18 protein-coding genes and 1 pseudogene are annotated in these 20542 nt (G+C 63.9%); 13 read left to right on the forward strand and 6 right to left on the reverse strand.

The window, feature by feature from the left end:
* The first annotated feature begins 112 nt into the window (after positions 1 to 112).
* From VYJ16_RS18060 to VYJ16_RS18070, 3 genes and pseudogenes are all read left to right on the forward strand, one after another.
* Entirely contained in the window at positions 113 to 424 is a 312-nt protein-coding gene (locus VYJ16_RS18060) for a hypothetical protein (protein ID WP_336351717.1), read from the forward strand.
* A gap of 162 nt (positions 425 to 586) precedes the next feature.
* Positions 587 to 730, forward strand: a pseudogene (locus VYJ16_RS18065) (IS5/IS1182 family transposase); the annotation flags it as partial.
* Between the two features lie 148 nt (positions 731 to 878).
* On the forward strand, positions 879 to 1376 hold the full coding sequence (locus VYJ16_RS18070; RefSeq protein ID WP_336351718.1) for a hypothetical protein: 498 nt from the start codon (positions 879 to 881) through the stop codon (positions 1374 to 1376).
* 797 nt (positions 1377 to 2173) lie between these two features.
* On the opposite strand, the gene VYJ16_RS18075 is transcribed toward VYJ16_RS18070, so the two are convergent.
* Entirely contained in the window at positions 2174 to 2476 is a 303-nt protein-coding gene (locus tag VYJ16_RS18075) for a hypothetical protein (RefSeq protein WP_336351719.1), read from the reverse strand.
* 230 nt (positions 2477 to 2706) lie between these two features.
* Here VYJ16_RS18075 and VYJ16_RS18080 point away from each other — a divergent pair, with 230 nt between their 5' ends.
* Complete coding sequence (locus VYJ16_RS18080) at positions 2707 to 2856, forward strand: hypothetical protein (protein ID WP_336351720.1); 150 nt, start codon at positions 2707 to 2709, stop codon at positions 2854 to 2856.
* 153 nt (positions 2857 to 3009) lie between these two features.
* Here VYJ16_RS18080 and VYJ16_RS18085 read toward each other — a convergent pair whose 3' ends face one another.
* The 5 genes from VYJ16_RS18085 to VYJ16_RS18105 all read right to left on the reverse strand — a co-directional run bounded on the left by VYJ16_RS18085 (position 3010) and on the right by VYJ16_RS18105 (position 7887).
* Positions 3010 to 4278 carry an outer membrane protein assembly factor BamB family protein gene (locus VYJ16_RS18085; RefSeq protein ID WP_336351721.1) on the reverse strand — a complete coding sequence of 423 codons (1269 nt, stop codon included), beginning with the start codon at positions 4276 to 4278 and terminating at the stop codon, positions 3010 to 3012.
* Positions 4279 to 4530: 252 nt separating this feature from the next.
* Complete coding sequence (locus VYJ16_RS18090) at positions 4531 to 4848, reverse strand: RPA12/RPB9/RPC11 RNA polymerase family protein (protein ID WP_336351722.1); 318 nt, start codon at positions 4846 to 4848, stop codon at positions 4531 to 4533.
* Between the two features lie 54 nt (positions 4849 to 4902).
* Positions 4903 to 6219, reverse strand: a complete 1317-nt coding sequence (locus VYJ16_RS18095) for a transposase (RefSeq protein WP_336351723.1) — start codon at positions 6217 to 6219, stop codon at positions 4903 to 4905.
* Position 6220: 1 nt separating this feature from the next.
* Positions 6221 to 6613, reverse strand: coding sequence for an IS200/IS605 family transposase (gene tnpA, locus VYJ16_RS18100; protein WP_336351724.1), 393 nt, complete (start codon positions 6611 to 6613; stop codon positions 6221 to 6223).
* Between the two features lie 332 nt (positions 6614 to 6945).
* On the reverse strand, positions 6946 to 7887 hold the full coding sequence (locus VYJ16_RS18105) for a hypothetical protein (protein ID WP_336351725.1): 942 nt from the start codon (positions 7885 to 7887) through the stop codon (positions 6946 to 6948).
* 188 nt (positions 7888 to 8075) lie between these two features.
* Here VYJ16_RS18105 and VYJ16_RS18110 point away from each other — a divergent pair, with 188 nt between their 5' ends.
* The 9 genes from VYJ16_RS18110 to VYJ16_RS18150 all read left to right on the forward strand — a co-directional run bounded on the left by VYJ16_RS18110 (position 8076) and on the right by VYJ16_RS18150 (position 20516).
* Entirely contained in the window at positions 8076 to 10238 is a 2163-nt protein-coding gene (locus VYJ16_RS18110; protein WP_336351726.1) for an ABC transporter ATP-binding protein, read from the forward strand.
* 222 nt (positions 10239 to 10460) lie between these two features.
* On the forward strand, positions 10461 to 12698 hold the full coding sequence (locus VYJ16_RS18115; RefSeq protein ID WP_336351727.1) for an acetate--CoA ligase family protein: 2238 nt from the start codon (positions 10461 to 10463) through the stop codon (positions 12696 to 12698).
* A gap of 202 nt (positions 12699 to 12900) precedes the next feature.
* Positions 12901 to 13587, forward strand: coding sequence for a helix-turn-helix domain-containing protein (locus VYJ16_RS18120; RefSeq protein WP_336351728.1), 687 nt, complete (start codon positions 12901 to 12903; stop codon positions 13585 to 13587).
* Between the two features lie 208 nt (positions 13588 to 13795).
* The gene (locus VYJ16_RS18125) at positions 13796 to 15712 is read left to right on the forward strand and encodes an ABC transporter substrate-binding protein (protein ID WP_336351729.1); all 1917 of its coding nucleotides are present in this window, start codon (positions 13796 to 13798) and stop codon (positions 15710 to 15712) included.
* A gap of 3 nt (positions 15713 to 15715) precedes the next feature.
* A complete protein-coding gene (locus VYJ16_RS18130) occupies positions 15716 to 16702 on the forward strand; it encodes an ABC transporter permease (protein WP_379762809.1) in 987 nt (328 codons plus the stop codon).
* Positions 16702 to 17622, forward strand: a complete 921-nt coding sequence (locus VYJ16_RS18135; protein WP_336351731.1) for an ABC transporter permease — start codon at positions 16702 to 16704, stop codon at positions 17620 to 17622. The genes VYJ16_RS18130 and VYJ16_RS18135 overlap by 1 nt, the downstream gene beginning before the upstream one ends.
* A complete protein-coding gene (locus VYJ16_RS18140) occupies positions 17619 to 19712 on the forward strand; it encodes an ABC transporter ATP-binding protein (protein ID WP_336351732.1) in 2094 nt (697 codons plus the stop codon). Before VYJ16_RS18135 ends, VYJ16_RS18140 begins: the two co-directional genes overlap by 4 nt.
* 3 nt (positions 19713 to 19715) lie before the next feature.
* On the forward strand, positions 19716 to 20021 hold the full coding sequence (locus tag VYJ16_RS18145; protein ID WP_336351733.1) for a hypothetical protein: 306 nt from the start codon (positions 19716 to 19718) through the stop codon (positions 20019 to 20021).
* Between the two features lie 42 nt (positions 20022 to 20063).
* Positions 20064 to 20516, forward strand: coding sequence for a universal stress protein (locus VYJ16_RS18150; RefSeq protein WP_336351734.1), 453 nt, complete (start codon positions 20064 to 20066; stop codon positions 20514 to 20516).
* Positions 20517 to 20542: the final 26 nt, after the last annotated feature.

Genomic DNA, 20542 nt, shown 5'->3' on the forward strand with positions numbered 1-20542 from the left:
CCAGCGACGACAGTTCACGCCCAGCGTACGTCGACGGGACGGATGTGGTCTACGACCACGACCAGGTCTCCCTCTCGGTCGCCCCGGAGACGGTGCGCATGGGGAGGACGTCGTGTTCGACATCCGGAACCAGAACCCATCTGACGTCACCCTCGGCTGTCACAACCCGTGGGCGCTACAGCAACACACTGACGACGGCTGGGCGCACCGCACGTGGACCGCGGACGGCTATCACGGTCTCTGCGCGAGGATACTTCCTGCCGGTGAACGCACCACGGTCGAGTTCACGCTCGCCGCGGGCGCCCTCCCAGAGCGAGCCACGGCACTCGATGACGCGTTGCAGCCCGGGCGCTACAGGCTCTTGCTGCTCGGAGTGACGCCGTATCTCGGCGTCGAGTTCACCATCACTGACGGCGCACAGTGAGCAGGTGGCTCCATCAGGGGCAACAATGCTACGACGTCCGGGTAGTCTGGACTGATGAGTCAATTGGAACCGAAGGGAACACGAGAGCCAAGCGGGACGGCTAGTCTCTCCCGTACTTCCGGATGACGAGTTCGCCCGTTAGTACGGCGACCTCGATCGAGTCACAGTCAGCGTAGTCAGAACGAGACGGTGAACTTCCGACTCCAACGCAAGTACGGTGCGTTCGTCCGGTCACGGCACTGGTGGAAGCAGTTTCGAGAACTCGCTAGCGCCTGCCTTGCTCACAATATCGACCGATCACTCTAATCGGTAGATACAGACAAGGCACTTATCACTTCAAACAGCATTCAGTCGTGTGTTCCACCCCCGCTCACTCCTTGCGAGCTGTTCAATAGCTGGTGGTTGTATCTGGCTGTTATCGCCTCTCGTCCTCAGCTTTCCTCGGTTACATCAGGTGGTTCAGTACGAGTACCTTCTCCTCATCGCACCGCTATTCCTCGTTTGTGGAGTTATCGGCTTCTACAGAGCCTATGCTCCGGAATACTCATTTGCTGGTCGAGGAGGACTGTGGCTACTTGGAGTAGGGGTTCTCGGGTTCGTTCCGCTAGGGACTCACCGGACACTGTTTGTTTACACGTTGGGGCCTGGATTTCTGTTACTCATCGCTGCGATGATAGGCGCGGTTCTCGTAGAACTGGGGACGGTCGGGATTGCGATCGACGCTTGGCGAACCAGCACCCCGTCGCGGTGGCTAGCACTGTGGCTGCCGTTAGCACTCCCTGCAACAGCAGCGACGAACTACCTCGGGGATACGGTTCTTGGCATCTTTCCGGTCGGGATGCACTACTATTCGGGCGTTTCCGGGCTCATGTGGATTGGTCTCGGTTACTTCCTCTGGCGCTCTACGGACGCCAACCAAGCATCGAGACTTGACGATGAAACGATTCAATAAGCACACCTACTGAGCAGATGGTTCACTAGGTACCAACTGGTGAGACCTATCTTAATGCGTTGAGCCCTTCTGGTAGCCACAGAGTCTGAATTGTCGTCCTGTGTAGATATTTTAGCAAGATCCAAAATCTCGAACGATGGGTGAGATTGATTATGGATGACTGATATTCGAAGACAAGGGCCCGCACTATCGGATTCGCCCGCCCCGATTTTACCAGAATCAAATGAACAGGATAATTCGACTCTTTCCCGGCTTGAAAAACCCGATGCAGGCTGTCAGTTTCGTTATACTCCGTCTGATTGTTAACATCGGGTTGACCGCCCTAACTGTACGAATAACTGGATGGAGTGACTTCTCATATCTCGCCATCCTACTTACTATGGTATCGGGCGTGATCCCGATTATAGTGCTTCGAAGAACCGTTTCAGCGGGATTCAGTCTAATCGACTACCTGACACAGATCGGGCTGGTTGTTACTGTCGCCGTCGTCGTGTTTCTTTATCCATCTCCACTAAGAATCCTACTTGCTGTCATTGGCTCAGTAATTGCTTTTGTCGGGTTGCTAATTTCAATTCCGTGGTACGGCGCAGTCGAAGCCCCGTAAGGTAGTGAGTCACACCCCTCGTTCGTTCCAAGTCAGAGCCGGTGATCTGACTGTTGGATTCGCACACCTACCTAACAGTAGTTTCATCAGATGAGATGTTTAACGAATGGGATTTCAACAGAGCCGCCTGCATATATTTCGAGAATAGGAAGCGCTTGTCGAACTGAACCTCTCGATGAGGACGGGAGGTTCCTCACGACACTGGGATGGCTTCTTGGCGGAGAAACCAACGGTAGAGCGTCGCCAGAGTCACCGCCAGACCGTAGAGGTAGATGGCGACGCCGACGATCACGTACGGGCCACAGGCTAACGAGACGCAACCAGTGACGAATCCAGAGAACTGGAGGATGACGGTCATAACTGGCTCGACGAGTGGCGCCGCAAGGGGCGATTCCCTGAAGAGTTCGCTCCAGACGCCCAAGGCAACGGCTTCGAGCAGAAGCACCAACAGAACCACCTTGTTCGAGAGTCGCGCTCGAAGGGACCGAGAGGGCATGGTTACTCAGCCGAAAGGGAGTATCAAGAAGGTTCGGTCACACCTCGTCGCAGCTCATTCTGCCGTGCCCCGAGCTCCGAGGTTATCTCGAACACTCCGGTTGCTGGTAGTTTGGAGACGCTGAGCTGAATACGGGCCGCTACCCGGTCACCGTTCATCGCGCTAATCGTGGTCCGTTGGTTCGGTTGAATCAGAAAACCATATCATATGTAGGTAGACAAGTCCCGTGTATGTCTGAATCCCCACAGAAATCAATGATAGGTCTGAAGCTGATGGTTTTAGGCATTCAAATGGCTGTCTTTGCTCGTTTCCTGTTCCAGAGCGCGCTGCTGATGATTCTGGGTGGCGTGGTGACTGTGAGTGGACTGTTCGTTCGGTAGGAGGCCTCTGCCTGCCAACATATTCGGGGACGACCGGTGGAGTGACCGAACATCGCTTGCTGACTCAGTTCTCTCCATTCGGCTCCGTCGAAATCCTCTCGGTTCGACACCACCCTCTGGAATAGTCGTCAGGGAGGTGTGCGTATCGCGAAGTCAGTCTGATAGCACGACGAGTGTCCCGCCACGCTCGTCGGTACTCCAGTAGACGGGAACGTATATCCGGCCGTTGGCAGCAACGGCGTCGAAGCCGACGTTGCCCGGTTGAGCAACCGTCCACCGTGTCTCGCCAGTTCGACGGTCGACAGCGTAGGTCGTCACACGCTCGTCCAGCTGGGGTTTGTCCGTCGTCACGATGACCGATCGGTCGGTTACGAGTGGACGCGTTCGAAGGTATACGCTGTCGCCGGCAGCGAGGGTCGTGCGCCACGTTTCGCTTCCGTCTGCCGTTTCGTAGGCGACGAGGTCGCCTCCTGCAGTAGTGACGAACAGTCGGCTGCCGTCGGTCGCAACGCCGGACGATGCGGTTACCTCCGTCGTCCAGACACCCTCGCCGGTATCGACGTCGACGGCATGAAGTTCGTTACTGCCGGGGACGTATGTCCTCCCATTCGCCACGGTTGGTGTCCGGAAGGTACTATCAGATTGGTATCTCCACTCCGAGATGCCACTGCCCTCCCGGGGGTCGATTGCGACGATGCTCCCGAGGACGCCCGTCGTGTAGAGGACGGAGCCACCGCCGATCGCTGGTGGAGCGAAAGCAGCGCGGTCGTCACCGGTCTGGTAGACCCACTGGTCGTGGCCGCGTTCGTCGAACGACAGCAGTTCGTCGCCGGTGGAGGCGACGATTCCGTTCCGAAAGCCGACGGCGGCTTCGTTGATCGAATTCCCCGTCTCGTGTCGCCACCTTGGACTGCCGTCGCGAGCGTCGAGCGCGTATAGCCCGCTCTCGCCAGCGTGTCCGACGTACACCGAACCGCGATAGACGATCGGCCGACACCCGGAGTAGCCACCGCCGAGGCTTGGGAGGTCGCGCCGCCACTCCTGGCGTCCGTCGTCCGTCCGAAGTGAGAAGACCGCGCCACCAGTGAATCCGTTGCCCCCTTCTGATTCCGGTGTGACTCCGCCATGGACGATGACGCGGTTGCCGACGATCGCCGGTGGGGCCATGCTTCCCGAGAGCGTGAACGTCCAGTCTTCGCTCGGGTCGTCGACGCGGACGTCGGGAGAGAATCCAGTATGGCGCGTGTTGCGGCCGTACTGAGGCCAGCCACCAGATTCGGTGGATAACGGCTCGGTCGTGTCGTCCGCAGTCGTCGGCCACTCGTCCCCGAGGAGTCCGTCGACGGTCGCACAGCCTGCAAGCGATACAACACTTACCGTTCCGGCGGTGGCGAGAAAGTCTCGGCGGGAATGGAGGGACACACCGTAATTTGCACCAGTCAAAACTTGAATAGCTTGTCTTAACGAGATCCTAGGATCGTCAGAATGTACCGCCCGTTGCAGTGATCGGTCGAGGTCGCGAACGAGGCAGGCGATGGCGAGTTCCCAGCGGAGCGTCCACCAGTGCCGGAGCTCTCAACGGGTTTCGACGGAGCCAAAATCGACACTGACCGGAGCGTCGAGCGTCCGGATTGGGAGTCCCGGTATCTGCACCCGGCAGTTGCGAGGTCGCTGTCAGGTATCGCGCCACTTGTGGCCGCACTCGACGCACGTGAACAGTCGAACCTCGTAGGAGCCGCCCGGCTTCGGCATCATCTGGGAGTAAGCTTCGTCGCTGTCGCAGTCATCGGCCGGACAGGGCTCCTGCACCGTCTCCGTCGAGTCGTCGGTCGCATCCGCGACGTCGGGCGCCCCCGCATCCTGCTGTCCATCCTGTGTCGCCATCGCCGCTTCCGCCTGCGAGTCCCGCGCCGCCTCGTTCTCACAGGACCGACACACCCACGTCTCGCCCTCCGTGTGCATCAGCGACCCGCACTCGTCACAGAACTTCATGTGACATCCTCCTCGCCGTAAACGGCGAGGCTTCCCACACATGGGGAATACCAGTCAGTCGTCGTCTCTAGAACCGTCGGTTCTGGCGGGCTGCACGAGACCTTCGGTCTCGTGAACGCTGGCAGAGGGTTCCGACTCTTCGTAGGCCGTGAGCGTCATCTGCGAGGGTGTCTCGCTCTGTTCACCGTGAGTCGTGGCGGTGTCACAACCGCTCCCATCCCGTGGCGAGTCATCGCGTCCGGCCTTGTCAAGCGGGACGCTCTCTCCCCACGGGTCTACCCGTCGTGCGATGTTCGCGGACGCGTTGATGTCGGCCTGAAACGTCGAAACGTGGCAGTCGTCGTTCGCGCACCGGAACTCGGCTTGGGAGTCCCGCTGGCCGATGCGGTGGCACGAGTGGCACGTCTGCGAGGTGTACGCTGGATTCACGTACTCGACTGGAATGCCTGCTTCCGTCGCCTTGTCCTCGATGCGCCCTTGGAGTCGAGCGAACGCCCACGAGTGCAGGCGACGATTCATGTACTTCCCGTAGTCGAGCCGTTCTCGGATGTACGTCAAGTCCTCCATCACCAACACCGGGTTCTCGTACTGTTTGGCGTACTCGACAGCCTGTCGAGACGCCTTCTCCACGATGTCGGTGAGCGCGTTCTGGTAGTGCTCGAACCGCTCATCGGTCCGCCACTCGGATGCGTCACGCTCTTGGAGTCGTTTCAGGGTGGTGTGCATCTCTTTGCGGAGATGCTTCGCCCTGCTTCCGCTACACACGAACGGGTCAGTCGGAGAACCGTCCTTGAGGGCACAGCCCGTGATGAGGGCGGTTTCTCCGATGTCTAAGCCGATGTGCGTGGCGTCACCGTCCGTCGTTGGTTCGTCGACCGGGTACTCGACGGTGACGTGCAGTACCCAGTTCTTCCGGTGCTTCTGGAGCTGTATCTCGCCCGCCTTTGCGTCCTCCGATACGAGATCGTGCCAGAGCTCTTCCTGTTCAGGGTTGATGCGGAGTGGTATCCAGAAGTTCGTTCCGCGACCAGGACGGGGAACCCACCACGTGAACTCATACTCACGATCATCGGAGTGATCGAACTTCGCAGCCTGATTCGTGAGCCGTATCGGATGTTCATCGTCCAACTCCTTGGTGTTGTACGTCTTGCGGAGTTTCGGAATGTAGTTGCAGAGCGCAGCCTTCGCTTGATACGGGAGGTCGTAGGGCGTCACGATGTCGCTCACCGACGACATGGTACTCGCTCCGGCGTCGAACGCTTCTTGCAGACCGTCACGGTACGTTTCGAGCAGGTCGTTCAGTTTCGACTGCTTGTGCGCGGTGGGTGGCGCGAACGTCGCCTGCAACGTCTTCGTGACGGTCGTGGACACGCTACTGGTCCTCCACGTAGTCCATCAGCACGTCGATGCTCACCTGGCCGGTGGTAGCAAGGAAGTATCCGGGTTGCCAGAATGCCTTGTCGAGCGCCTCCCGAACCTCTGGATTCTCGTCACGGACTTTGCGGGACGTGACGCCCTTGAGCGAGTTGATGAACTTGGTGAGGTTGGTCGTAGGCTTCGCCGTGAACAGGATGTGAACGTGGTCGGAACCGCCGTTGACGTTCTGGATATCCACGCCGAAGTCCTCGGAGAGGTCGTTGGCGATCTCACCGATGCGTTCGGCTATCTCGTCGGTGAGGATGTCCGTGCGGTACTTTGTGACGGTCACAAAGTGATATTGGAGCGCGTAGACGGTGTGCGACCCGGTTTCGAGGTTGTACTCCATTTGGCCGTACTAATTTCTATACGTCCAATTCTGATAAAGGTTTGCAGTCGTGAGGTATTCGGCCTGCAACCGACGGTGGAACATGAGACAGTTCTCGGCTTCACGCCCGCCGTGAACGGCGGCATTCTCGCCTTGAAAAAGATAGAGCGTGACTACAGGGTTGTCGGATATATGTCTTAACTTCCGATTCGTCGTGGCGTTCGGTGCCTATCGATGCGGACAGCACTGCGATATTCGAGAGGTTTCCTCGGCATGTCGTAGTCGCAGGAGGCGACCTCGTCGAGTGGGCAGCAGATTCGGAGGGCTGGAAGGGACGACCGTTAGGGGCGTTCTCAGTCGCTCGTAGTCGTTCGGAAGGCCGGGCCGTGTACGAGGAGGACCGTCCAGTACACGTCCTCGTTGTACTGGACGAGGTACGGGCCGTTCAGGTCGTCTTCGGCGGTGTCGTCGAGGGCGTGGGCTTGTTCTTCGTCGCGGAACTGGTCGGTGAGTGCGACGAACGCGTCCGGTGGTGACTCGTCGGGCGCGACGGTGTAGTACTCGTCCGTGATGGCGGTCTCGACGAATTCCCTTTGTTCCGCTGAGAGGTCCGTGAGTGGGAACGCGAAGCGCTCGCGCATGCGGCGGCCGTACTCGCTGGCTGACGCGACCGTCGTTGCAGTGTATCGATAGGTGTGAACGGGTGCGTCGTGGGCGTCGTCGACGACCCATTCGGCTTCCGCCCCGTCGGCCCACGTGATGTAGTCGTACTCGGATTCGGGGACGAGGACGCTGTTGTCGCGTTCTGTGTCGGTGTAGTGGAAGCTGGTGCCGATGCCGACGGGGTCGCCGTCGGCGAGCCCCTTTGCAGCGAACTGTGCTTGGTCGACGTCGGGGAGGTCCGAGAACTGGATTGCCGCGTCGTCGTTCACGGAGCCGGTGACGACGTCGACCTTGACGGAGTAGCTGGTTCCGGGTGTCGTGTCGACGACGTCGGCTGCGAGCTCGTAGACGTGGCCGTCGTAGAGCAGGTGCTGCTGGGGTGGGAGCGGTTCTCGAAGGGCCTTCGTGGTGGTTCCGCCGTCGAGAATCCGGTCCATCAGTTGCGCGTCCGCGTCGGTGCCTTCGGCGGGGTCGATCGTGTAGAGGACTTCGCCGGGGAGTGCCGCGTCGGGGAGCGCGTCGAGACTGAATCGGACCGTGGGGGCTTCGGCAACGGCTGGGTTGCCCGTACAGCCGGCGAGGAGGCCGGTGGTGGTCGCTCCGGCGGCGGTGAGGAGGACGCGACGGCGCATATGGGGAACGTCTACGAGAGCCGTCAAGTGCCTTGTGCAGACCACGGCACTGCGCTCGCAACTCTTCCATCTGCGTCGTGAGCGAGCGGCTGGTGGAACGTCGAGTGCGCCATCCCGTGCTTACTTGACCCCTCAGGCTGAGACCGTACTATAGCTATCGTGACCGTCTTCATCGAGGGTGACCGGCGATGACGCTTCTCGACGTCGACGACCTGACGGTCAGGTACGATACGGAGGATGGGCCGCTCCACAGCGTCAACGGCGTCTCGTTCACGATCGACGACGGCGTCAACTACGCGTTGTCGGGCGAATCGGCGTCCGGGAAGTCGACGATCGCGAAGGCGATACTCGGGCTGTTACCGGAGCACGCCGTCGTCGAGTCGGGAGACATCGCGTTCGAGGGCCGCGATATACGGGCGATGACGCCGGGGGAGCGACAGGACCTCCGCTGGGAGGAGATCGCGTTCATCCCGCAGACGGCGATCGACGCGCTCGACCCGACGCTGACCGTCGGCGGCCAGATCCGGCAAGCAGTCCAGACGCATCGGACGGTCTCCGAGGAGAGTGCACGGCGGCGAGCCCGCGAGCTGTTCGAGACCGTCGGGTTGAACCCGGAGCGCACCGAGGACTACCCGCATCAGTTCTCGGACGGGATGCGACAGCGGGTCGTCATCGCGATGGCGCTCGCGCTCGACCCGAAGCTCATCATCGCGGACGAGCCGACGACGGGCCTCGACGTGGTCGTGCAGGACGAGATCATCGACAACATCCTGAAGATACAGGAGGAGACGGACAGTTCGCTGTTGTTGATCACGCACGACCTCAGCGTCATCGCCGAGACGTGCGAGGAGATGTCGGTGCTGTACGGGGGAACGGTCATGGAGCAGGGCCGTATCCAGAACCTCTTGCTGAACCCGTCGAACCCGTACACGATGGGGCTCAGGAACGCGTATCCGTCCCTCGGCGGTGATAGCGAGGGGGCGTTGGTCTCGGTGCCCGGTGAGCCGCCGAGTCTGGAGTCGAAGCCGACTGGGTGCGTGTTCGAGTCGCGGTGTCCGTTCGCGACGGACGCGTGCTCGGAGTCGGTGCCGGATTTGGACGAGCTTCCGTACCGGAACCATCGGGTCGCGTGCCATCACGTCGAGCAGTCGAAGCGGATGCGGTCCGAGGCGGCGGACCCGGCGACGTGGGGTGGTGTCGCTTCGGGAACGCCCACACCCGATGGGGAGGTCCTGTTGGAGGTGGAAGGGTTACGGAAGTGGTACGAGCGCGACGACTCGCTCCTGGAGCGACTGCCGCTCGACGGGCTGACGCCGTCGGTCACCGGACTGACGGGGAACATCCGGGATTGGTACGACCGGCGTGGCGAGGTGCTCAGGGGGATGTTCGGGAACGAGGAGTCGCACGTCCGCGCGGTCGACGACGTCTCGTTACGCGTCTCTCGCGGGGAGATCCTCGGCGTCGTCGGCGAGTCGGGGTGTGGGAAGTCGACGCTCGCGGAGACGCTCGCACTCCTCGAGGAACCCTCCGTGGAGCGGTTCGAGTTCGACGGGCGCTCGCACGAGTACTACCGGGAGCACCTCCAGGAGTTCCGGCGGAAGCTCCAGATCATCTTCCAGAACCCCTACGAGTCACTGAATCCGCGACAGACGGTCGACCAGCTGGTCGGTGAACCGCTGTCGATCCACGACTATCGGTTGGACGAACGCGAGACGGTGGTCGCGGAGACCCTAGAGAAGGTCGGGTTGGCGCCCGCCGAGCGGTATCTGGACATGTACCCGAACGAGCTGTCGGGCGGCGAGCGCCAGCGCGTCGCCATCGCGCAGGCGCTCGTGCTCGACCCCGAACTACTCATCTGCGACGAGCCCGCGTCGATGCTGGACGTCTCGCTGCAAGCGGAGGTCCTGAACCTGCTCCGTGGACTCGTCAATACGGAGGACATCGGCGTGCTGTACATCTCGCACGAGCTCGCGAGCCTCTCCCAGATCGCGGACCGGATGGCGATCATGTATCTCGGGACGTTCGTCGAGCGCGGCCGGACCGACCGGATCGTCTCCGACCCCCAGCATCCCTACACGGAGGCGTTGCTCGGGGCGGTCCCGGAGACCGACCCGAGCGGGGACCGCGAGCGGATATCGCTCGACGGGAAGCCCGCGTTGCCGTCGCGGGCGACGGCTGGGTGTCGGTTCGCGCCGCGGTGTCCGAAGGCCGCCGACGACTGCTGGGGGGAGCCGCCCGAGCTCACCGAGTGGACGGGCGAATCGCACGTCGCTGCGTGTTTCCACCCGAGTCGCGACGCAGGTGACGGGGCGGGTGATGGCGGGGCGGTCGACGCTCGTGGCGACGACTGACGGCGGAGCGGTCGACGTTCGCGGCGACGACTGACGGCGGGGCGGTCGAGACTGTGGGCGGGTGGGACCGACCGACGCGACTCGTGGCGTCTTGGATGCCACGGACGGCCTGCTTGCAGCGCGGTTTCGCCGTCGTCTCATCCGCCCCCATTTGAATGTCGAAGTGTATCGCTGGGGTTCGGGGGCAGGTTGACGCGGGTACTGTGGGACACTTCGCGTATCATGACGCCGACCGCTGCCGAGCGCAGAGCGACACGAGGCGCGCCGCCGGAACTGGACCCGCTGTTCGACCCCGACTCGGTCGCGGTCGTCGGCGCGAGTCCGGATTCGTTCTACGCCGGGAACCTCGTCGACAACCTCCTCGACTACGGGTTCGACGGCGCCCTGTATCCCGTCAATCCGAACCGAGAGGAGGCGTGGGGGCGCAGCTGTTACGACAGCATCGAGGCGGTCCCGGAGACCGTCGACCTCGCGGTCGTGAGCGTCCCCCGCGAGTACGTCGTCGAGGTCGTTCGCGCCGCCGGCGACCGCGGGGTTCCCGTCGCGCTCGTCATCACCGCCGGGTTCAGCGAGGCCGACGACGCCGGCGCGGCACTCGAACGAGACCTCGCAGAGACGGCAGACGAGACGGGCATCAGGGTCGTCGGGCCGAACTGCATCGGCGTGATGGCGGCTCGCGGGGCGACGCTCACGTCGACGTGTTCGCGAGAACCGGAACCGGGCGGCATCGGGCTCGTCAGTCAGTCGGGCGCTCTCGCGTTCACGACGTTCTTCGAGCGAGCGGCCGACCGGGACCTGCACTTCAGTCACGTCGTCTCGACGGGGAACGAGACCGACCTCGCGCTCACGGACTACGTCGCGTATCTCGCAGCGCAGGATGACGTGGACGTCGTCTGTGCGTACGTCGAGGGGGTCGACGACCCGGACCGGTTCATGCGGGTGGCGGAGGAGGCGGTACGGAACGGCACGCCCGTCCTGACGGTGAAGATCGGGCAGTCCGAGCTCGCGGAGGCGGCGACGCTCTCGCACACGGGGTCGCTCACTGGCGACGACGACGCCTGGCGGGCCGCGTTCGACCAGGCGGGCGTCCAGCGCGTCCCCGACATCCCGGACCTCCTCGCGAGCGCCAGCGCGCACACCGCGTACGACGTCCCGGACGGCGACCGGGTCTGTATCGCGTCCACCAGCGGCGGGCTCGCGAGCTTGCTCGCCGACATGGCAGCCGAGCGCGACCTCGCACTCCCCGACATCGACGGCGCCACCGAGCAGTCCCTGCTGGACCTCGACGAACTCCTGACGTACGGCGAACTCAGGAATCCCGCGGACATCCGGGGATACGGTGCGGACGCCCTCCCCGAGATCGCCGACGTCCTCCTCGGCGACGACGAGTTCGACGCGTACGTGTTCGCGATCGGGCTCTCCGGGGTCGACGACCGCGCAGCGAGTATCGCTGCGGACCTGGAAGCCATCGTCGAGACGGCCGATAAGCCGGTGTACGTCCTCTGGACGGGCCGGAAAGCACCCGAACGTACTGGGGAGACGCCGCCGGTCGCTCGCCTGCGCGAGTCGGTGCCCGTCTACGAGGACCCGGGGCGGTGTCTGGACGCCGTCGCGTCCACGTGCGACTACGCCGCTGACCGCGACCGACTCCTCGACCAGGCACCACGCGCCCAGCAACCAGCTACGGCCGAGTCAGGGACGACCGAGCCAGGGACGGCCAAATCAGGGACGGCCGAGGCAGGGACGACCAAGCCGGCCGCACCGGGCGGTCGACTCGCCGATGCCAGCGAGCTGGCGTTGCCGCGAGGACGCGTGCTGACGTGGCGGGAGGCCGAAAGTCTCCTGGACGCGTTCGACGTGCCGATGGTCGAGACGCGGGTGGTGACGGCTGCCGACGAGGCGGCCGCGGCCGTGGACTCGATGGCGGGAGCGGCAGTGCTCAAGGTGGATTCGTCGGCGCTCCCGCACCGCACCGACGCCGGAGCGGTCCGGTTGGGCGTCGAGTCCGCCGCGGAGGCACGCGCGGCGTACGAGGACGTCGTCTCGGCAGCACGCGAGCACGTCGCGGCAGGCGAGGTGGCGGGCGTGCTGGTGCAGCCGATGGTCGAGGACGGCGTCGAGGCGATGGTCGGCGTCGCGCCGGGGGACGTGTTCGACTCGCTCGTCACGGTCGGTCCGGGCGGCGTGCTCGTCGAGGCGCTGGACGAGAGCGCGACGCTCGTCCCGCCGTTCTCGCGGACGGAAGCGCGTCGCGCCGTGGAGCGTACGGTGCTCGTGGACCTGCTCAAGGACCGACGAGACGGTGCGCCACTTCGCGTCGAGGGCGTCGTCGACCTCCTCGTGAACGTCGGGCGACTGGCGGACGCGGTCGACGACGTCGCGGAACTCGACCTCAATCCCGTCGTCGTCACCGAGGACGGCCCCGTTGCCGTCGACGCACTCGTTCGCACGGATGACTGACCCGAGTGAGCGACCGGTGTCGATGACGGCCGGGGCGTCGACGAGGGTGACCCGACCGGGCTCGCAGTGCGTGGTGGGTATCGGAGGCGAATCTTCGACGAGGGAGTACGCTTTAATACGGTACTCGCTTAGGCGGCGTGTACTCTGGACCTGGTGATTCACTATTCTACGCATCGAATTCCAAACGAACCCGTCCGGCGTCGTGAACGACCTGAAGACGGAGTTCCCCGAGGTTCGGCGAATCGAGTTCGAGAACGCGTTCTACGCGGACGATGGGGACTGGATCGAATCGCTCCTCATCACGGCGAGCCGGGACTTCGACCCCGAAGCGGCAGTGACGTCGCTGTCCCGTGCGACGCTGTTCCATCACGAGCAGGTGTCTCCCGATACGGCCGAGCAGCCGACGTATCGGTTGACGATCGTCGCGCACGAGCCGTACCCGTTCATCCTCGGAGTGATCCTCCGCCAGCAGGCGATGCCGAATCGGCTGAAGCTGCACGGCGACTACTTCGATGGGGTCGTCACGGTGGACGTGTGGGAGGACTTCCGGGCGCTCGCGGACCGGATCCAGGAGCGGTTCGGGCGGTTCGAGCTGTTGAGTGTGAATCAGGTGGAGACGACGGGCGAGCCGCTCGGGAGCGGCCAGCTCGGGCGAGTGTTGGTGAACGAGCTCTCGCAGCAGCAGATGGACGTGTTGCGGACGGCGCACTCGATGGGGTACTTCGAGACGCCGCGGCGGGCGTCGGCCGACGACATCGCGGCCGAGTTGGACATCGCGCAGTCGACGTTGAGCGAGCGGTTGCGGCGCGCCGAGAAGCAGCTCTTCGATCTCGTGTTCTCCGAGGCAGAGGACGGCGACGTGCTGGCGGCCGATTCTGAGGAGTCGTGAGTTCGGGGGTTCGGGGCCGGTATCCACCCCCGCCATAGACCACCCCAGTGATTTATGAATATACGCTGATAGCACGGGTTCTGGATTAGTTCCCGAAGGAATCGAGGGCCAGACCCCCGGTTTACAGGAACCCCCATATAAACAATGATGATGATTGGGGGGTATCGGGAGTACCTTCACACCAGTAAGCGGGAAACGCCGGGGTGTAATGACGCAGGAGAAACCGTTCGACATCGAGAAAGGTACGACCTCTCGCCGCCGGTTCATCCGCATCGCGAGCGTCGCAGGGCTCGCGGGACTGGCCGGCTGTCAGGGCAACGGAGACAACGACGACAGCGGAAGCAGCGGCGACGGCCGCAGCATCCAGACCAAGTTCTGGGAGGAATGGCCCGTCGAGACCAAGGGCAAGTCCGTCAACGACGACGCCGTCCAGTTCGAGTACGACGCGGTCGAAGGCCAGTCCGTGTCCGCCCTCGACATGCACTTCGCGCAGTCCGAGACGCCGTGGATGCGCGAACACGCACTCATGATCAAGGACGCGTTCAAGTCCGTCGGCGTCCCCACGAACCTCGTCAACGTCCAGCCGAGCACCCGATACGGCGAGTACTGGCGCGCGGACATCGGTCACCCCGCGCCCATCGTCATGAACCTCCACGGGCCCGACCCGCAGCGCGGCCTCGACCCGAACCCGTTCCTGATGCGCGCACACCCCGAGACCGGCGGGAACTACTACAACTACAAGAACGACGAGATCACGGAACTCCTCGACGAGCAGGCCGCGACGATCGGCGACGTCGAGGCGCGCGCCGACATCTGCAAGGAGATCCAGAAGAAACTCAGCCAGGACGCGTACGTCATCTCCTCGAACTTCCCGGACGTCATCACGGTCGCGAACACCGCCGACTGGGAAGGCTACGTGCCGACGCCCGGGAACGGGACGACCCGCGACTCGTTCATCTGGACGCAGGTCAACCTCCAGCCGAAGGACGACTCGACCACGTGGGTCAAGGGCGTCCTCAGCGGGATGCAGGGCACGAACCTCCCCTGGTCGACCGGCGGGATGGAGGAGAAACGCCTCCTGAACGTCTACGACGGCCTCTACGACGCCTCGCCCGAACTGGAGATCGTTCCCGGGCTCGCGACCGGGCACGAGGTCGTTGACGACACCACCGTCGAGATGGACCTCCGCGAGGGCGTCACCTGGCACGACGGCGAGTCCTTCGGTCCGGACGACGTGAAGTTCAGCGTCGAAGCGTACAAGCAGCACACGGCCCCCCAGCAGGGCCCGTTCTACCGGACCATCGACAGCGTCGAGGTCGTCGAGGAGAGCGGCGGCGGCCGCGTCCGGTTCAACCTCACCGAACCCGACGCGTCCTTCCTCACGCAGCGCGCGGTCCGGAGCGTCATCATCCCCAAGCACCGCTGGAAGGACATCGACGCACCCGGCGAGCACAACCCGGACAACCCGATCGGGACCGGGCCGTTCAAGTTCGTCAACTGGGAGCAAGGCACCGAACTCCGCCTCGAGAAGCACGCGGACCACTGGCTGTGGAACGAGGACATCCGCGAGGAGATCCTCGGGGACTACTTCGTCCCCGGTGACGGCATCGAGACGATGGTCGAATCGAACGTCGGGAACGTCTCGACGCTCATCGGCGCGATGCAGTCCGGCGACATCGACGCCATCGGCACGACCGTCTCCAACCAGCAAGCCGACCGCGCCGCCAAGAGCGACGGCGTCGAGAAACAGACCTCGGAGAACTACGTCCCGACGGACGTTCACCTCAACCACATCGTCCCGCTGTTCCGCGACAAGACGTTCCGCGTCGCGCTCAGTCACACGGTCGACAAGGAAGGCTTCGTCGAGAACGTCCTCGGTGGCCGCGGCACGGCCGTCGAAGGCCAGCGCCTCATCACGAGCCTCCTCACGCCGTTCGCCGCCGAGACGGAACCGTACGAGTACGACGTCGAGAAGGCGAAGACGATGCTCAAGCAGGCCGGGTACACGTTCGACGGCGAAGGGATGCTCGTCTGGCCGCAGGGCGACGCCTGGGAGGCATTCGCCGAGCGCGTCGAGCACGGCCACGCAACCCGCTCCGAGCTCGACCAGAACGACTTCTCCTGAATACTGATGAGCTTTCGTCGATTCCTCGTCAAACGAACCGTAATCGCGGCGCTACTGACGCTGGTGTCGGTCAGTATCATCTTCGCGACGCTCCGGCTCCTGCCGAGCGACCCGTTCAGCGGCCTGGTCGCATCGGGGTCGTTGACCCCCGAGCAAGTGACGGAGCTGCGCGCGATGTACGGCCTCGACGAACCGATCTACGTGCAGTACGTGAAGTACGTCAGGAACCTGTTCACGCTCCAGTTCGGCGTGTCGCTCACCCAGCAGCGGCCCGTCGGCCAGATCGTCATCCCGGCGCTCGTGAACACGCTCGTGCTCCTGTTACCGGCGCTCATCGTCACGTCGATCGTCAGCTCGATCGCCGGGATGTACGCCGGCTGGAACCGCGGGTCCTGGTTCGAGCAGTGGTCGATCGTGGTCACCACGTTCTTCCGTGCAACCCCGATCTTCGTGACGGGGATCTTCCTGCTCATCATCTTCTCGTACGGCCTGAACTGGCTCCCGGCGTTCGGGATGCGGAGTCCGCTCGCGAACCCACAGGGGTACGTGGCGACGTATCTCTCCGTGGACTTCCTGAAACACTACATCCTCCCGTTCACCGCGTCGGTGTTGTTCTTCAGCGGGGACTTCCTGATGCTCGCGCGGAACTCCATCGTCGAACGGAAGGGCTCTGAGTTCCTCAAACTCCATCGCGCCAAGGGGCTCTCCGAGCGGGAACAGCTCGCTCGCGCCGGCCGGAACTCGCTGCTCCCGCTCGTGACGTACTTCGCGCTGCGGACCGGGATGATCTTCCAGGGCGTCATCACGCTCGAGGTCGTCTTCGCGTGGCCCGGTATCGGCCGGGCGCTCGTGCAGGCGATCCTCCAGCAGGACTACCCGACCGTCCAGGCGGCCGTGTTCATCATGGCGGTCGCGGTCATCGTGATGAACCTCACCGCGGACCTCGCGTACGCGAAACTCGACCCGACCATCGAAGCAGGTGACGTCTGATGTCCGAATACTCGCTCGACGTCGATACCGTCAGAGACCGACTGTACAACGAGTTCGAACGCCTCTACGAGATACTCGCGGTTATCTGGGACGACACGGCCGCGAAGATCGGGCTCGTCGTCCTCACGGTGTTCGTGTTCATGGGGCTGTTCGGGCCGTACCTCGCGCCCCACCACCCCATCGAGGACACGCTCCGGCAGGACTACTCGATCATGAAGCTCGCCAGCCCGACCGCGAAGGCACCGATGGGGACGACGTCCTTCGGGAAGGACGTCCTGAGCCAGTTCCTCGCGGGCGCTCGCCCGACCCTCATCATGGGGTTCTTCGGGGGCGTCGGCGTCGGCGTCCTCGGCTTCCTCGTCGGCCTCACGAGCGGCTACTTCGGTGGCCGCGTCGACGAGACCCTGATGCGGTTGACGGACCTCACGTTCGCGCTCCCGCTCCTCCCGATGGCGCTCCTGATCCTGTCGTTCGTGACGCCGAACGTCTGGCTCATCACCGCCATCATGGTCGTCTTCCTCTGGAAGATGCCCGCGCGAGTCATCCGCTCGGAAGTGATGACCGTCAAAGAGCGGACGTTCGTGAAGTCCGCTCGTGCGAGAGGCGCCGGGCACTTCCGGACGATGTTCCTGCACGTCGCACCGAACGTCCTCGGCATCGGGTTCCTCTACACCGCGTACGCCGTCGGCTGGTCCATCGTCGTCGGCGCGTCGCTGGCGTTCCTCGGCTTCGGCGACCCGACGACGACGTCCTGGGGGCGGATGCTCCAGCAGGTGTTCCGGTCGGGCGCCATCCGCGTCGCCTGGTGGTGGGTCATCCCGCCAGCGTTCGGTATCGCTGCCGTGACAACCTCGGTCTTCCTCGTCGGGCGCGCCCTCGAGGAGATCGTCAACCCCGAACTCAAGACCGAGACCGAATGAGTCTACTCGAAGTCAACGACGTCAAGATCACGTACCAGACGCCCGATAGCGAAGTGCACGCGGTGAACGACGTCTCGTTCTCCATCGAGGAGGGAGACAACTACGGGCTCGTCGGCGAGTCCGGGTCGGGGAAGTCGACCATCGCGAAGTCGGTGCTCGGGCTCCTCGACGACAACGGCGCCGTCCGGTCCGGGAGTGTCACGTTCAAGGGACGCGAACTCTCCGGCCTCTCAGAGGAGGAGTGGCGGGACGTGCGCTGGGAGGAGATCGCGTACATCCCCCAGAGCGCGATGGATTCGCTCGACCCCGTGATGAGCGTCGGCGCGCAGATACGGCAGTCGATCCGCAAGCACCGGGACGTCTCGAAGGCCGAGGCGGACGACCGCGTCGACGAGGTGTTCGAGATCGTCGGCCTGGACCCGGCGCGGACCGGCGAGTACCCCCACGAGTTCTCCGGGGGGATGCGGCAGCGCGTCACCATCGCGATGGCGCTCGCGCTCGACCCGGACCTCATCATCGCGGACGAGCCGACGACGGGCCTGGACGTCATCGTCCAGGACAAGATCGTTCACAAGCTCCTGGAGATCCAGGAGGAGATCGATAGTTCGCTCCTGTTGATCACGCACGAGGTCGGCGTCGTCGCGGAGACCTGCGACAAGGTCTCCGTGCTGTACGGCGGGAAGGTCATGGAGCAAGGGGACACCGACGACGTGTTCGGTAACCCACAGAACCCCTACTCGATGGGGTTGAAGAACGCGTTCCCGGAGGTGGACGAGTTCGACCAGCAGGCCATCTCCATCCCGGGGTCGCTCCCGGAGCTCACGGAGCCGCCGACGGGGTGCGTGTTCCGGAACCGGTGTCCGTTCGCGACGGAGGCCTGCGAGAGCGAGCATCCGGACCTCGTCGAGAGCGCCGACCAGGTGTCCGCCTGTCACCACGTCGAGGACGCCTCAGAGATGCAGACGGACGCGACCGACCCCCTGACGTGGGGGATCGACGCGCCGTCGGACGCCGGGTCGCGCGACCACGGCGACGTCATCGTCGAGACCGATGGCTTGGAGAAGTGGTTCGAGCAGTCCCAACCCATCATCGACGACCTCCTCGGGGGCGAACCGGACTACGTCAAGGCCGTCAACGGCGTCGACCTCGACGTGCACGAGGGCGAGATCGTCGGTGTCGCCGGCGAGTCCGGGTGCGGGAAGTCGACGCTCGGCGAAGTGATTTCGGCGCTGCAGTCCCAGTCCGGTGGGGAGATACTCATCGACGACGAACCCGTCGAGGACCTGCTCGAGGAGAGCACCCAGCAGTTCCGCTCGCAGGTCCAGTTCATCTTCCAGGACCCGTTCGACTCGCTGAATCCGCGTCAGCGCGTCCGGGCGGCGGTCGCCGAACCGCTGAAGATACAGGGGTGTCCCGCGGACGAGATCGACCGTCGCGTCCGCCAGACGCTCGCGGACGTCGGCCTGAACCCGCCGGAGAAGTACCTCGACGTCCACCCCGACCAGCTCTCGGGCGGCGAGCGCCAGCGCGTCGCCATCGCGCAGGCGCTCGTGCTCGAACCCGAACTGCTCATCTGCGACGAGCCCGCGTCGATGCTGGACGTCTCGCTGAAGGCGAACATCCTCAACATCCTTCGCGACATGGCCGACCGGCGCGACATCGGAATCGTCTACATCTCGCACGACCTGGCGAGCCTCTCCCAGATCACCGACCGGCTCGCGGTGATGTATCTCGGGGAAGTGGTCGAACTCGGCCCCACCGCCGAGGTCGTGGAGAACCCCAAGCATCCGTATGCCGCGTCGCTCCTCTCGGCGTCCCCGAAGACGGACCCGGGAATCGACCGGCAGCGGGTGCTGCTCCCCGGCGAACCGCCGAACCCGATCGAGCTCCCGGGCGGGTGTAACTTCGCGCCACGGTGCCCGAAAGCCTCCGAGGAGTGCCACGACGAGGACCCCGCGCGCTCGGCGTTCGAGGACGGCGCGCACGAGGCGGCGTGTCACTTCCCGGTCGAGGACATCGAGAGCGAACTCCTCTCGCAGTACGCGCGGGAACGCGACCGCGTCGAGGGCGAATCCATCGAGGAGGTCTGAGCGATGCTGGACGTCCCGGCCTGTGACGTGGCGCTCGACGCGCCTCGCCTGACCGCCACGGTCGATGGCGTTGCGCTCCCCGATAGCGCGAGCGCCATCGGCGGGGTCGTCCTCGCCGGCATCCTCATCGGGTCGGCGGCGTTGTTCTCCCCGTCGACGTTCGCGACGTTGTCGCTGCCCGCGCATCGAGTCGAGCAACACGCCAACGACGAGGTGCCGGACGCGCAGACGCCCCGCATCGCGCGGGTTCGAATCACCGAACAGGGCGACCAACCAACCGGGACCGGGTCGGTAGCGGCACGGACCTGATCACGCCAGGGTCCCACCACGCGATCAGCTACGAGATACCACATGACGATACTCACCGCGGTCGGCGAGGAACTGCACTCGAACAAGGCGCTCACGGTCGGCTACGACCTGGCGAGGAGTTACGACGAACAGCTCGTCGTCCTGCACGTCATCCCCAAAGAGGACTTCAAGAAACACAAGGCCGCGGTCAAGGGAACGCCAGCGCACGACAACTTCGCTATCAGTCAGGAGGAACAGAGTGCCGCCGAGATCGCTCGAACGGCCGTGCACGAGACGCTCGAGGACTACGACCAGGACCACATCGAGACCCGGGGACGCGTCGGCGACCCCGCCGACAAGATACTCGCAGAGGTCGAGTACAGCGACCCGAACTACCTCGTGATCGGCGGTCGCCAGCGGTCACCGGTCGGGAAAGCGCTCTTCGGGAGCACGGCCCAGAAGCTGCTATTGAACGCGTCCTGTCCCGTCGTATCGACGATCGACGACACCGACTGACCCCGACGACTCACGCTCCACTTGGC

The sequence above is a fragment of the Halorubellus litoreus genome (genome assembly GCF_037081675.1).
Lineage (GTDB): Archaea > Halobacteriota > Halobacteria > Halobacteriales > Natrialbaceae > Halorubellus > Halorubellus litoreus.